This is a genomic window from Streptomyces sp. NPDC096048 (assembly GCF_044763415.1).
Taxonomy (GTDB): domain Bacteria; phylum Actinomycetota; class Actinomycetes; order Streptomycetales; family Streptomycetaceae; genus Streptomyces.
In genome coordinates this window covers 348,262-361,307 of record NZ_JBIWGG010000003.1, presented here as the reverse complement: position 1 = coordinate 361,307, position 13,046 = coordinate 348,262, and the positions used below count along the sequence as shown (strand labels likewise).

Here is a 13,046-nt window from a genome sequence, read left to right as displayed (position 1 = left end):
GCGTGGCCGGACCGACCACCGCCGAGCGCGGGGAACGCCAGCAGGAGTCGTCCGGCCCGCCCCGCGCGCGCCGGTTCGGCCCGCCCCGCCTTCGTACGATCATCATTCTGGTCGTCGCTCTCGTGCTTCTCACGGGCGGGACCGTCTGGCTCCTCTACGGTTCGAGCTGGACGCGGGTGGAACGCGTGTCGGTCTCCGGTACCCGTGTGCTGACGCCCGCTCAGGTGCGCGAAGCCGCTGACGTGCCCGTCGGGGACCCGTTGGTCTCCGTGGACACCGAGGCGGTCGAGGCGCGGCTGCGCCGGGAATTGCCCCGTATCGACGAGGTCGGTGTGGAGCGTTCCTGGCCGCGCGGAATCGAGCTGAAAGTGACTGAGCGCACTCCGGTTCTGATTGTGCAAAAGGGCCGAAAGTTCGTGGAAGTGGACGATGAAGGCGTCCGTTTCGCTACGGTTTCCCGGGCGCCGAAAGGCGTTCCCGAGCTGGAATTGGCGCCCGCCCGATCCGGCTCCGCCGCGGCGAGTCTGCGCCGCTTCGACGAGGACCGCCTGGTGCGGGAGGCGGTGCGGGTGGCCGGTCGCCTGCCGGACGCGGTCGCCCGGGACACACGGTCCGTCAAGGTCCGTTCCTACGACGACATCTCGCTGCGGTTGAGCGGCGAGCGCACCGTGGCGTGGGGGAGCGGTGAGCAGGGGGTGCGGAAAGCCCGTGCGCTCACCGCGCTGATGAAAGCGGCGCCCGATGCGCGGCACTTCGACGTGAGTGTCCCCACCGCCCCCGCGTCATCGAGGAGTTGACGGGTATATGTGCAGGCCAGCACCCTGGTTGGGCAGCGCTACGGCTGATCACATAGGGTGAAAAGAAAAACGGGAGGTTCGGCGTGTTCGTTGAACGTGCGCCACTTGTCGACTTAGTGTCCTGTTCAGAAGACTTCAAGGAACAGACACACTGGTAACCCTAAACTTCAGCGTTAGGGTTCGGGTCGGCGCTACGGACCGTCCCATTCGGCATCAGTCGCCGGGTCGCGGGGCAGCAGTGCTTCGGCGATCCGACGACACGTAACTCGAGGCGAGAGGCCTTCGACGTGGCAGCACCGCAGAACTACCTCGCAGTCATCAAAGTCATCGGTGTCGGCGGCGGTGGTGTCAATGCCATCAACCGGATGATCGAGGTCGGTCTCAAGGGCGTCGAGTTCATCGCCATCAACACCGACGCGCAAGCTCTGTTGATGAGCGACGCCGACGTCAAGCTCGACGTCGGCCGCGAACTCACCCGCGGACTCGGCGCCGGAGCCAACCCGGCCGTCGGCCGCAAGGCCGCCGAGGACCACCGCGAGGAGATCGAGGAGGTCCTCAAGGGGGCCGACATGGTCTTCGTGACAGCCGGAGAAGGCGGCGGCACCGGCACCGGCGGCGCGCCCGTCGTGGCCAACATCGCCCGCTCGCTCGGCGCCCTCACCATCGGCGTGGTCACCCGCCCGTTCACCTTCGAGGGACGGCGCCGGGCCAACCAGGCCGAGGACGGTATCGCGGAGCTCCGCGAAGAGGTCGACACCCTCATCGTCATCCCCAACGACCGACTGCTGTCCATCTCGGACCGCCAGGTCAGCGTGCTCGACGCGTTCAAGTCCGCGGACCAGGTGCTGCTGTCCGGTGTGCAGGGCATCACCGACCTCATCACCACGCCCGGCCTGATCAACCTCGACTTCGCCGACGTGAAGTCGGTCATGTCCGAGGCCGGTTCGGCCCTCATGGGCATCGGTTCGGCCCGCGGCGACGACCGCGCGGTGGCCGCCGCCGAGATGGCGATCTCCTCGCCGTTGCTGGAGGCGTCCATCGACGGCGCCCGGGGCGTGCTGCTCTCCATCTCCGGCGGCTCCGACCTCGGCCTGTTCGAGATCAACGAGGCCGCCCAGCTGGTCAGCGAGGCCGCCCACCCCGAGGCCAACATCATCTTCGGCGCGGTCATCGACGACGCCCTGGGCGACGAGGTCCGGGTCACCGTGATCGCGGCCGGCTTCGACGGGGGCCAGCCGCCGTCCAAGCAGCGGGACAACGTCCTCGGTGCCTCTTCCTCGGGCAAGCGGGAGGAGCCCGCCCCGGCACGGCAGACCGAGAGCCGTCCGTCCTTCGGTTCCCTCGGCAGCGTCAAGCCGAAGGAGGAGCCGGAGCCGACGCCCGCGCCGGAGCCGGTGAGCGACCTGCCGCCGGTCTCCCCGCCGCCGGTCCCGCCGTCGAGGACCTACTCGGACAGCGCGGCCGAGGAACTGGACGTGCCGGACTTCCTGAAGTGATAGGACAGCGCGACACCGTGAACGGCGCGCACTTCGGCTTCACCGACCGGTGGGGCGGAGTGAGCGCCGTTCCGTACGAGGAGCTCAACCTCGGCGGCGCGGTCGGCGACGACTCCGGCGCCGTGACGGCCAACCGGGAGCTGGCGGCCAAGTCGCTGGGCGTCGACCCGGCCCGGGTGGTCTGGATGAACCAGGTGCACGGGGCCGACGTCGCCGTGGTCGACGCCCCCTGGGGCGACCGCCCGGCCCCGCGGGTCGACGCGGTCGTCACCGCCGAACGCGGCCTCGCCCTCGCCGTCCTCACCGCCGACTGCGTGCCCGTCCTGCTCGCCGACCCGGTCGTCGGCGTCGCCGCCGCGGCCCACGCGGGCCGGCCCGGCCTGGTCGCCGGGGTGGTCCCCGCCACCGTACGGGCCATGACCGAACTCGGCGCGGACCCCGCACGGATCGTGGCCCGCACCGGACCCGCCGTGTGCGGCCGGTGCTACGAGATGCCCGAGGAGATGCGAGCCGAGGTGGCCGCCGTCGAACCGGCGGCGTACGCCGTGACGAGCTGGGGCACACCGGCGGTCGACGTGGGCGCCGGCGTGCACGCGCAGCTCGAACGCCTCGGGGTGCACGACCGGGCGCGGTCGCCGGTGTGCACCCGGGAGTCGAAGGACCACTTCTCGTACCGACGCGACCGCACCACCGGGCGGCTCGCGGGCTACGTCTGGCTGGACTGATGGGGCATGACGGACCGTAAGCAGGAACTCGCCGCCAACCTGGCGAGAGTGGAAGAGCGCATCGCCGTGGCGTGCGAGGCCGCAGGGCGCGGCCGCGAGGAGGTGACCCTCATCGTGGTCACCAAGACCTACCCGGCCGACGATGTGCGGATTCTCTCCGAACTCGGCGTGCGCGATGTCGCCGAGAACCGTGACCAGGACGCGGCACCGAAGGCCGCCGCATGCTCGGATCTGCCGCTTTCATGGCATTTCGTCGGCCAGTTGCAGACCAACAAGGTGCGGTCCGTGGTCGGTTACGCGGATGTCGTGCAGTCGGTCGACCGGGCCAGGCTCGTCACGGCTCTGTCGAAGGAGGCCGTGCGGGCCGGGCGCGAGGTGGGTTGCCTGCTCCAGGTCGCGCTCGACGCGGGGGAGAACGCGCGCGGTGACCGCGGTGGCGTCTCGCCCGCGGGAATCGAAGAGTTGGCCGACCTGGTCGCCCGGTCCGAGGGGCTGCGGCTCGACGGACTGATGACCGTGGCCCCGCTCACCGGCGAGTACGCGGGGCGCCAAGAGGCGGCGTTCGAGCACCTCATGGATTTGTCGACCTACGTGCGCCGAACCCATCCGGCTGCGAACATGGTCTCCGCAGGGATGAGTGCGGACCTCGAACAGGCCGTGGCCGCCGGAGCGACACATGTGCGCGTCGGTACTGCGGTACTCGGAGTCCGACCCAGGCTCGGGTAACGTCGCCAAGAAGTCGGACCACAGCAGAAAATATGGTCATTACCGCCGAAAGGCGGACGCAACGACCTCGTGGATCGCAGGCACTTGGCAGTCGTCAGCCGATCCACCACAGAGCGGAGGACTCAGAGCATGGCCGGCGCGATGCGCAAGATGGCGGTCTACCTCGGCCTCGTGGAGGACGATGGGTACGACGGCCGGGGGTTCGACCCCGATGACGACTTCGAACCGGAACTGGACCCGGAGCCCGAGCGGGACCACCGGCGGCACGAACCGGCACACCAGTCGCACGGTTCACATCAGCCCCTAAGGGACGAAGAGGTACGAGTCGTACAGCCGCCCGCGCCGCGCGAGCCGGTGCCCCGGGCCGCTTCGCTCGCGGCGGAATCGGGTCGCCCGGCGCGTATCGCACCCGTGGCATCCATCACACAAGAACGCGCAAGCCTGGAAAAGAGCGCACCGGTCATCATGCCCAAGGTCGTGTCCGAACGAGAGCCCTACCGGATCACCACGCTTCACCCCCGGACCTACAACGAGGCCCGTACCATCGGGGAACACTTCCGTGAGGGCACGCCGGTGATCATGAATCTCACTGAGATGGATGACACAGACGCGAAGCGACTTGTCGACTTTGCGGCCGGTTTGGTGTTTGGTCTTCACGGCAGTATCGAGCGGGTGACGCAGAAGGTGTTCCTGCTGTCTCCTGCTAACGTCGATGTCACGGCGGAGGACAAGGCCCGTATCGCAGAGGGCGGGTTCTTCAACCAGAGCTGAGACGCACCACCGGTACAGAGCAAGAACACGGATCCGAAACCGGGTCCGAAAGATGGTTCAGGGGAGAGGGAAGCACAGGTCATGAGCGTGGTCCTGGATGTCGTCTACATCGCGCTGATGTGCTTCCTCATCGTGCTCATCTTCCGGTTGGTCATGGACTACGTCTTCCAGTTCGCCCGCTCGTGGCAACCCGGCAAGGCGATGGTGGTCGTTCTGGAGGCCACCTACACTGTCACCGATCCACCGTTGAAGCTTCTGCGGCGGTTCATTCCGCCGCTGCGTCTCGGGGGCGTGGCGCTCGACCTGTCCTTCTTCGTACTGATGATCATCGTCTACATCCTGATCTCGATCGTGAGCCAGCTGTGAGCGATGAGAGAAATACGGGCTTGCCGAATGCCGACGACAACGTTGAGGTGAAGAGATGCCGTTGACCCCCGAGGACGTGCGGAACAAGCAGTTCACGACCGTCCGCCTCCGAGAAGGCTATGACGAGGACGAGGTCGATGCCTTCCTCGATGAGGTCGAAGCCGAACTGACCCGACTGCTCCGCGAGAACGAGGACCTGCGCGCCAAGCTGGCCGCGGCGACGCGTGCGGCTGCGCAGAACCAGCAGAACATGCGCAAGCCTCCGGAACCGCCGCAGGATCAGCAGCCCCCGCAGCATCAGCAGCCGCCCCAGCACCAGCAGCACCCGCCACAGCAGCAGGGCATGCCGCAGCAGGGCATGCGAGGACCCGGCGCTCCGGTGCCCGCCGGCATATCGGGCCCGCCGCAGCAGCAGATGGGTGGCCCCATGGGTGGCCCGCCCCAGCTGCCTAGCGGTGCCCCGCAGCTGCCCGCCGGCCCCGGCGGTCAGGGCGGTCCGCAGGGTCCCGGCCAGATGGGCCAGGGTCCTGGGCCGATGGGCCAGGGTGGCCACGGTCCGATGCAGGGGCAGATGGGCCCCGGCCCGATGGGTGGCCCCATGGGCGGCCCGCAGGGTCCCGGTGGCCCCGGCATGCCCGGTCAGGGCGGCCCCGGTGGCGACAGCGCCGCCCGTGTCCTCTCGCTGGCCCAGCAGACCGCCGACCAGGCGATCGCCGAGGCTCGCTCCGAGGCCAACAAGATCGTCGGCGAGGCGCGTTCGCGTGCCGAGGGTCTGGAGCGGGACGCCCGTGCCAAGGCCGACGCCCTGGAGCGGGACGCGCAGGAGAAGCACCGCGTCGCGATGGGCTCCCTGGAGTCCGCACGCGCCACGCTGGAGCGCAAGGTCGAGGACCTGCGCGGCTTCGAGCGCGAGTACCGGACGCGGCTGAAGTCGTACCTGGAGTCGCAGCTGCGTCAGCTGGAGACCCAGGCGGACGACTCGCTCGCCCCGCCGCGTACGCCCGCCACGGCCTCCCTGCCGCCGTCCCCGGCGCCCTCGATGGCTCCGGCCGGCGCGAGTGCGCCGTCGTACGGAGGCAACCAGTCGATGGGCAGCGGGCCGAGCCAGAACGGCCCGTCTTACGGCGGTCAGCAGCAGATGTCGCCGGCTATGACTCAGCCGATGGCTCCGGTGCGGCCGCAGGGTCCGTCGCCGATGGGGCAGGCGCCCTCGCCGATGCGCGGGTTCCTGATCGACGAGGACGACAACTGAGTCGGAGGACCGACGTCCGGTAGTACGGCGTAGCAGTCGGCAGCGTTCAGGGCGGGCCCCGGGTTTCTGACCCGGGGCCCGCCCTTTTGCTGTGCGCGGTTTCAGGTGCGAGGTGTCGGTGTGGGCGAGGGGAGGGCTGTGCGGCCCGGTGTTGCGGGGTGACGAAAGGCCCGGCCTCCTGCGGAGGCCGGGCCTTTCGTCAGTCGGTTACCGCTTGCGCAGCCGGAACGTCAGGGACAGGCCCTCGTCCGTGAACGGCTCCCCGTACGCGTCGTCCGCCTCGCCCTGGGCGAAGTCCGTGGCGAGGACCTCGTCGGCGATGAGACCCGAGTGCTCGGTCAGGGCGGCGATGGTCTCCGGGTCCGTGGCCGTCCAGCGCAGCGCGATCCGGTCGGCGACGTCCAGGCCGCTGTTCTTGCGGGCCTCCTGGATCAGGCGGATCGCGTCCCGGGCGAGGCCCGCGCGGCGCAGCTCCTCCGTGATCTCCAGGTCCAGCGCCACCGTCGCGCCCGAGTCGGAGGCGACGGACCAGCCCTCGCGCGGCGTCTCCGTGATGATCACCTCGTCGGGAGCGAGGGTGATCGTCTCACCGTCGACCTCCACCGACGCCGTGCCCTCGCGCAGGGCGAGGGAGAGCGCCGCGGCGTCCGCGTTCGCGACGGCCTTGGCGACGTCCTGGACGCGCTTGCCGAACCGCTTGCCGAGCGCACGGAAGTTGGCCTTCGCGGTCGTGTCGACCAGGCTGCCGCCGACCTCGCTCAGCGACGCGAGCGACTCGACGTTCAGCTCCTCCGTGATCTGCGAGTGCAGGTCGGGGGAGACCGCGTCGAAGCCCGCCACCGCGACCAGCGCGCGCTTCAGCGGCTGGCGGGTCTTGACGCCCGACTCCGCGCGCGTGGCACGGCCCAGTTCGACCAGGCGGCGGACCAGCACCATCTGCTTCGACAGCTCGGGGTCGATCGCCGACAGGTCCGCCTCCGGCCACGAGGACAGGTGCACCGACTCGGGGGCGCCCGGGGTGACCGGCACGATCAGGTCCTGCCAGACCCGCTCGGTGATGAACGGGGTCAGCGGGGCCATGAGCTTGGTGACCGTCTCGACGACCTCGTGCAGTGTGCGCAGCGCCGCCTTGTCGCCCTGCCAGAAGCGGCGGCGGGAGCGGCGTACGTACCAGTTGGACAGGTCGTCGACGAACGCGGAGAGCAGCTTGCCGGCGCGCTGGGTGTCGTAGGCGTCCAGCGCCTGCGTGACCTGGTCGGTGAGCGCGTGCAGCTCGGAGAGCAGCCAGCGGTCCAGGACCGGGCGGTCGGCGGGCGCCGGGTCGGCCTCGCTCGGGGCCCAGCCCGTGGTGCGGGCGTACAGGGCCTGGAAGGCGACCGTGTTCCAGTACGTGAGGAGCGTCTTGCGCACGACCTCCTGGATGGTGCCGTGACCGACCCGCCGGGCCGCCCACGGGGAGCCGCCGGCCGCCATGAACCACCGGACGGCGTCCGCGCCGTGCCGGTCCATCAGCGGGACCGGGTCCAGCGTGTTGCCCAGGTGCTTGGACATCTTGCGGCCGTCCTCGGCGAGGATGTGGCCGAGGCAGACGACGTTCTCGTACGACGACTTGTCGAAGACCAGGGTGCCGACCGCCATCAGCGTGTAGAACCAGCCGCGGGTCTGGTCGATGGCCTCGCTGATGAACTGCGCCGGGTACCGGCTCTCGAACAGTTCCTTGTTCTTGTGCGGGTAGCCCCACTGCGCGAACGGCATCGAACCCGAGTCGTACCAGGCGTCGATGACCTCCGGCACACGCGTGGCCGTCCTGCCGCAGCCGTCCTGCGGGCAGGCGAAGGTGACCTCGTCGATGTACGGGCGGTGCGGGTCCAGGGCGGACTGGTCGGTGCCGGTCAGCTCGGTCAGCTCGGCGCGGGAGCCGGCGACCGTGAGGTGGTCGTCCTCGCAGCGCCAGATCGGCAGCGGGGTGCCCCAGTAGCGGTTGCGGGAGAGCGCCCAGTCGATGTTGTTGTGCAGCCAGTCGCCGTACCGGCCGTGCTTGACCGAGTCCGGGAACCAGTTGGTCTTCTCGTTCTCCTGGAGGAGACGGTCCTTGACGGCCGTGGTGCGGATGTACCAGGAAGGCTGCGCGTAGTACAGCAGCGCGGTGTGGCAGCGCCAGCAGTGCGGGTAGCTGTGCTCGTACGGGGTGTGCCGGAAGAGCAGGCCCCGGGTGTCCAGGTCCTCCGTCAGCTTCTCGTCGGCCTTCTTGAAGAAGACGCCGCCGACCAGCGGGACGTCCTCCTCGAAGGTGCCGTCGGGGCGGACCGGGTTGACCACCGGCAGGCCGTAGGCGCGGCAGGTCTTGAGGTCGTCCTCACCGAAGGCGGGGGACTGGTGGACGAGGCCGGTGCCGTCCTCGGTGGTGACGTAGTCGGCGTTGACCACGAAGTGCGCCGGTTCCGGGCTGTGTCCATCGCTTCCCTCGCTGACGCTCGGGAACTCCACCAGCTCGAACGGCCGCTGGTACGTCCAGCGCTCCATCTCGGCGCCGGTGAAGGTCTGGCCGGTGGTCTCCCAGCCCTCGCCGAGGGCCTTGCCGACCAGCGGCTCGGCGACGACGAGCTTCTCCTCGCCGTTCGTGGCGACGACGTACGTGACCTCGGGGTGCGCGGCGACCGCGGTGTTGGAGACCAGGGTCCAGGGCGTGGTCGTCCAGATCAGCAGCGCGGCCTCGCCGGCCAGCGGGCCGGAGGTCAGCGGGAAGCGCACGAAGACGGACGGGTCGACGACCGTCTCGTAGCCCTGCGCCAGCTCGTGGTCGGACAGGCCGGTGCCGCAGCGGGGGCACCAGGGGGCGACGCGGTGGTCCTGGACCAGCAGGCCCTTGTCGAAGATCTCCTTCAGCGACCACCAGACGGACTCGATGTACTCGGGGTCCATCGTGCGGTACGGGTCCTGGAGGTCGGCCCAGTAGCCCATCCGGGTCGTGAGCTCTTCGAAGGCGTCGGTGTGGCGGGTCACCGACTCGCGGCACTTGGCGTTGAACTCGGCGATGCCGTACGCCTCGATGTCCTGCTTGCCGGAGAAGCCCAGCTCTTTCTCCACCGCCAGCTCGACCGGCAGGCCGTGGCAGTCCCAGCCGGCCTTGCGGCCCACGTGGTACCCACGCATGGTGCGGAAGCGGGGGAAGACGTCCTTGAAGACGCGGGCCTCGATGTGGTGGGCGCCCGGCATGCCGTTGGCGGTGGGCGGGCCCTCGTAGAACACCCATTCGGGGCGGCCCTCGGACTGCTCCAGGCTCTTGGCGAAGATCTTCTGCTCACGCCAGAAGTCGAGCACCGCGTGTTCGAGCGCGGGCAGGTCGACCTGGGCGGGCACCTGGCGGTACTGCGGCTGCGTATTCAACGAGCTTCCTCCGGCGGACGTGCTGCCTTCCGTCGGAGGGACGAGAGCCGTGCTCCCGCGGTACCACCCTCCTTGGCTTCCCGGTGCGTCGTGTGCGCCGGTGAGCCCCCTCATTGGGGTCGCGAGCCGGTTCTACTCGCCGTGACCGTCCGGTCACGGCTTTCTTCCGGCGGCTCCGGGGTGATCTTCACGTCGCGCTCGCCCCCGGGCTCACACCGTCCCCGGGTCGCTCTGGGCTGCGTACGTCGCTACTCGTCCCCATCCACGCTTTTCGCTGCGCCCAGTGTACGGCGCCGCGCGGACAGCGGCCGACCGGTTTTCGGCGTTGGGTGGGGCGGGGGCGTCGTAAGGCCTCCTTACGGTCCGGCGTGACCCGAATGCCACGGCCGGGCGTCGGGTCCCCGGCGCGTCCGGCGGGGCTCCGGCCCGGCGGATTACCGGGCGGGGAGCTGGGCACAACGCATGCATGCTCGCCGCGCGGCTCGCGGTGGGCGGGCGAATCGGGCGGCGTGCCCCGTTGCCGCGGGGCCCAAGTCGATTTATCGTCCCAGCACGATTCGCGCGCAAGATCACAATATGTGAAGGGGCCGCGGCCATGGTGGCGAAGAAGACCGCCGTACAGCAGTCGGAGGCGGCTGCGAAGAAGTCCGCTGCCAAGAAGACGACGGCCGCGAAGAAGACCGCCGCGAAGAAGAGTGCGGCGAAGAAGAGCACCGAAGAGAAGAGCACCGAAGAGAAGAGCACCACCGCGAAGAAGACCGCGGCGAAGAGCACCACCGCGAAGAAGACCGCGGCCGAGAAGACCGCGGCCGAGAAGAGCACGGCCGAGAAGAGCACGGCGAAGAAGAGCACGGCCAAGAAGGCGGGCGCGGCCGAGGCCGCGGAGCAGACGGGAGCCACGACGGTGGTTGCGAAGAAGACTCCTGGCACGGCCACGGCGGCCAAGACCGCCGTTCCCAAGGCCCGCGGTGCCGCGGACCCCGGTGACCTCGCGGTACGCCCGGGCGAGGAACCCTGGACCCCGGAAGAGGTCGAGGAGGCCCGCGGGGAGCTGCAGTCCGAGGTCGACCGGCTGCGCACCGAGATCGACTCCTCCGAGCGGTCGCTGCAGGGCATGATGCGCGACTCCGGGGACGGCGCGGGCGACGACGAGGCGGACACCGGCAGCAAGAACATCACGCGCGAGCACGAACTGGCGCTGGCCGCCACCGCGCGGGAGGTGCTCAGCCAGACCGAGCGCGCCCTGGAACGCCTGGACGCGGGCACCTACGGCCTGTGCGAGAACTGCGGCAACCCCATCGGCAAGGCGCGCATGCAGGCCTTCCCGAGGGCCACCCTGTGCGTCGAGTGCAAGCAGAAGCAGGAGCGACGGTACTGATCAGTCACCGGGACGTAAGGCGTGCCGTACCCTCGTCCTCAGTCAGGTACCTAGGTCGAGGGACTCACGTGGCAGAGGCGGAGCGCATCATCGGTACGCCGGACACCCCGGACGCGGCGGGGGACGGGCAGGAGCGGCCCGACGCCGAGCAGGAGCAGCCCCCGGAGCGCTCTCGGGGCAAGCGGCGCATCGCCGTGCTGTTCGCGGTGGCCGCCGTCGCGTACCTCCTCGACCTGGTCAGCAAGATGATCGTGGTCGCCAAGCTGGAGCACCAGGAGCCCATCGAGATCGTCGGGGACTGGCTGCGGTTCGTGGCGATCCGCAACGCGGGCGCGGCCTTCGGCTTCGGCGAGGCCTTCACCGTGATCTTCACGGTGATCGCGGCGGCCGTCATCGTGGTGATCGCCCGCCTCGCGCGCAAGCTCTACAGCCTGCCGTGGGCGATCGCGCTCGGCATGCTGCTCGGCGGCGCCCTCGGCAACCTCACCGACCGGATCTTCCGTGCGCCCGGCGTCTTCGAGGGCGCGGTCGTGGACTTCATCGCGCCCAAGCACTTCGCCGTCTTCAACCTCGCCGACTCGGCGATCGTCTGCGGCGGCATCCTGATCGTGATCCTCTCCTTCCGGGGCCTCGACCCGGACGGGACCGTCCACAAGGACTGAGCGCGCGGTCGGGAGTGTCCGACCCGTCCGGCATACTCGACGGGGTGAGCACGATTCCCGAGATCCGTACCCTGCCCGTGCCCGACGGCCTGGAGGGCGAGCGCGTCGACGCCGCCATCTCCCGCATGTTCGGCTTCTCCCGTACCAAGGCCGCGGAGCTCGCCGCGGCGGGCAAGGTGCAGGTCGACGGATCGGTGGTCGGCAAGTCCGAGCGCGTCCACGGCGGCGCCTGGCTCGAGGTCGAGATGCCGCAGGCGCCCGCGCCCGTGCAGATCGTCCCCGAGCCCGTCGAGGGCATGGAGATCGTGCACGACGACGACGACGTGGTCGTGATCGTCAAGCCGGTCGGCGTCGCCGCCCACCCCTCGCCCGGCTGGAGCGGACCGACGGTCATCGGCGGACTGGCCGCCGCCGGGTACCGCATCTCCACGTCCGGTGCCGCCGAGCGGCAGGGCATCGTGCACCGTCTCGACGTGGGCACGTCCGGCCTGATGGCGGTGGCGAAGTCGGAGCGGGCGTACACCTCGCTCAAGCGCCAGTTCAAGGAGCGCACGGTCGACAAGCGCTACCACACGCTCGTGCAGGGCCACCCCGACCCGACCAGCGGCACCATCGACGCCCCCATCGGCCGCCACCCCCAGCACGACTACAAGTGGGCCGTCACCGCCGAGGGCAAGCCCTCGGTGACGCACTACGACCTCATCGAGGCCTTCCGCGCCGCCTCCCTGCTCGACGTGAAGCTGGAGACCGGCCGCACCCACCAGATCCGCGTCCACATGGCCGCCCACCGCCACCCCTGCGTCGGGGACCTGACCTACGGCGCCGATCCCACCCTCGGCAAGCGGCTGCGCCTCACCCGCCAGTGGCTGCACGCCGTACGGCTCGGCTTCGAGCACCCCGGCGACGGGCAGTGGGTCGAGTACGCCAGTGAGTACCCCGACGACCTCCAGCAGGCCCTGGACCTGGTCCGCGAGGAGACCTACGGATGAGCGTCCCGGACCGGGCGCCGTCGTACGTGGTGCGGGTGGCCGAGGATCCCGGTGACCGGGAAGCGTGCTTCGCGGTGCGCAAGGACGTCTTCGTCGTCGAGCAGAGGGTCCCCGAGGACATCGAGTACGACGCCTACGACGCCGACGCCGTGCACGTCCTGGCGGTCCGGGCGGACGGCGTACCGCTGGGCACCGGCCGGCTGCTGCACGGGGAGGCCGCCGCGGCGAGGAACGGCGACGGCGACCCGGCCGTCGGTTCTCTGGGCCGGCTCGCGGTGACCGCGCGGGCCCGCGGGCTGGGTGTCGGGGCCGCGCTGGTGCGGGCCGTCGAGGAGACGGCACGCGCGCGTGGGCTCACCGCGGTGGACCTGCACGCGCAGACCCACGCCCTGGGTTTCTACGAGCGGCTGGGGTACGAGGCGTACGGACCCGAGTTCCCCGACGCCGGGATCCCCCACCGCGCGATGCGGCGCGCCCTGTAGGCGAAGGCGCCGAAC

At 70.1% G+C, this 13,046-nt stretch carries 12 protein-coding genes; 11 read left to right on the top strand and 1 reads right to left on the bottom strand.

All coding sequences use genetic code 11. The features are described from left to right. The first annotated feature begins 2 nt into the window (after positions 1-2). The 7 genes from ftsQ to divIVA all read left to right on the top strand — a co-directional run bounded on the left by ftsQ (position 3) and on the right by divIVA (position 6,133). Positions 3-797 carry a cell division protein FtsQ gene (ftsQ, locus tag ACIQ6R_RS09600; protein ID WP_404174281.1) on the top strand — a complete coding sequence of 265 codons (795 nt, stop codon included), beginning with the start codon at positions 3-5 and terminating at the stop codon, positions 795-797. A gap of 287 nt (positions 798-1,084) precedes the next feature. Further along, the gene (ftsZ, locus tag ACIQ6R_RS09595; RefSeq protein WP_404219992.1) at positions 1,085-2,293 is read left to right on the top strand and encodes a cell division protein FtsZ; all 1,209 of its coding nucleotides are present in this window, start codon (positions 1,085-1,087) and stop codon (positions 2,291-2,293) included. Further along, positions 2,290-3,018, top strand: a complete 729-nt coding sequence (gene pgeF / locus ACIQ6R_RS09590) for a peptidoglycan editing factor PgeF (RefSeq protein ID WP_404219990.1) — start codon at positions 2,290-2,292, stop codon at positions 3,016-3,018. The genes ftsZ and pgeF overlap by 4 nt, the downstream gene beginning before the upstream one ends. 6 nt (positions 3,019-3,024) lie before the next feature. Further along, a complete protein-coding gene (locus ACIQ6R_RS09585) occupies positions 3,025-3,744 on the top strand; it encodes a YggS family pyridoxal phosphate-dependent enzyme (RefSeq protein WP_404219988.1) in 720 nt (239 codons plus the stop codon). 129 nt (positions 3,745-3,873) lie between these two features. Next, positions 3,874-4,515, top strand: coding sequence for a cell division protein SepF (locus tag ACIQ6R_RS09580; RefSeq protein ID WP_310873812.1), 642 nt, complete (start codon positions 3,874-3,876; stop codon positions 4,513-4,515). Between the two features lie 81 nt (positions 4,516-4,596). Then, positions 4,597-4,881: a YggT family protein gene (locus tag ACIQ6R_RS09575; protein ID WP_003976737.1), complete on the top strand. Its 285-nt coding sequence runs from the start codon at positions 4,597-4,599 to the stop codon at positions 4,879-4,881. A 55-nt stretch (positions 4,882-4,936) separates the two neighbouring features. Further along, complete coding sequence (gene divIVA / locus ACIQ6R_RS09570; protein WP_404219986.1) at positions 4,937-6,133, top strand: apical growth/hyphal branching protein DivIVA; 1,197 nt, start codon at positions 4,937-4,939, stop codon at positions 6,131-6,133. A gap of 207 nt (positions 6,134-6,340) precedes the next feature. Here divIVA and ileS read toward each other — a convergent pair whose 3' ends face one another. Continuing rightward, positions 6,341-9,520: an isoleucine--tRNA ligase gene (ileS, locus tag ACIQ6R_RS09565; protein WP_404219984.1), complete on the bottom strand. Its 3,180-nt coding sequence runs from the start codon at positions 9,518-9,520 to the stop codon at positions 6,341-6,343. A gap of 595 nt (positions 9,521-10,115) precedes the next feature. On the opposite strand from ileS, the gene ACIQ6R_RS09560 reads away from it, so the two are divergent. The 4 genes from ACIQ6R_RS09560 to ACIQ6R_RS09545 all read left to right on the top strand — a co-directional run bounded on the left by ACIQ6R_RS09560 (position 10,116) and on the right by ACIQ6R_RS09545 (position 13,031). Continuing rightward, entirely contained in the window at positions 10,116-10,898 is a 783-nt protein-coding gene (locus ACIQ6R_RS09560) for a TraR/DksA C4-type zinc finger protein (RefSeq protein ID WP_404219982.1), read from the top strand. 68 nt (positions 10,899-10,966) lie between these two features. Further along, positions 10,967-11,560 carry a signal peptidase II gene (gene lspA, locus ACIQ6R_RS09555; RefSeq protein WP_404174259.1) on the top strand — a complete coding sequence of 198 codons (594 nt, stop codon included), beginning with the start codon at positions 10,967-10,969 and terminating at the stop codon, positions 11,558-11,560. Between the two features lie 44 nt (positions 11,561-11,604). Next, positions 11,605-12,549: an RluA family pseudouridine synthase gene (locus ACIQ6R_RS09550; RefSeq protein WP_404219980.1), complete on the top strand. Its 945-nt coding sequence runs from the start codon at positions 11,605-11,607 to the stop codon at positions 12,547-12,549. Continuing rightward, positions 12,546-13,031 carry a GNAT family N-acetyltransferase gene (locus ACIQ6R_RS09545; RefSeq protein ID WP_404174256.1) on the top strand — a complete coding sequence of 162 codons (486 nt, stop codon included), beginning with the start codon at positions 12,546-12,548 and terminating at the stop codon, positions 13,029-13,031. Before ACIQ6R_RS09550 ends, ACIQ6R_RS09545 begins: the two co-directional genes overlap by 4 nt. The last annotated feature ends 15 nt before the right edge of the window (positions 13,032-13,046 follow it).

What these genes read in the sequence shown, in the direction of transcription:
- ACIQ6R_RS09585 (WP_404219988.1), top strand. Translation starts at nt 3,025, where the DNA reads ATGACGGACCGTAAGCAGGAACTCGCCGCCAACCTGGCGAGAGTGGAA.
- ACIQ6R_RS09580 (WP_310873812.1), top strand. Translation starts at nt 3,874, where the DNA reads ATGGCCGGCGCGATGCGCAAGATGGCGGTCTACCTCGGCCTCGTGGAG.
- ACIQ6R_RS09575 (WP_003976737.1), top strand. Translation starts at nt 4,597, where the DNA reads ATGAGCGTGGTCCTGGATGTCGTCTACATCGCGCTGATGTGCTTCCTC.
- divIVA (WP_404219986.1), top strand. Translation starts at nt 4,937, where the DNA reads ATGCCGTTGACCCCCGAGGACGTGCGGAACAAGCAGTTCACGACCGTC.
- ACIQ6R_RS09560 (WP_404219982.1), top strand. Translation starts at nt 10,116, where the DNA reads ATGGTGGCGAAGAAGACCGCCGTACAGCAGTCGGAGGCGGCTGCGAAG.
- ACIQ6R_RS09545 (WP_404174256.1), top strand. Translation starts at nt 12,546, where the DNA reads ATGAGCGTCCCGGACCGGGCGCCGTCGTACGTGGTGCGGGTGGCCGAG.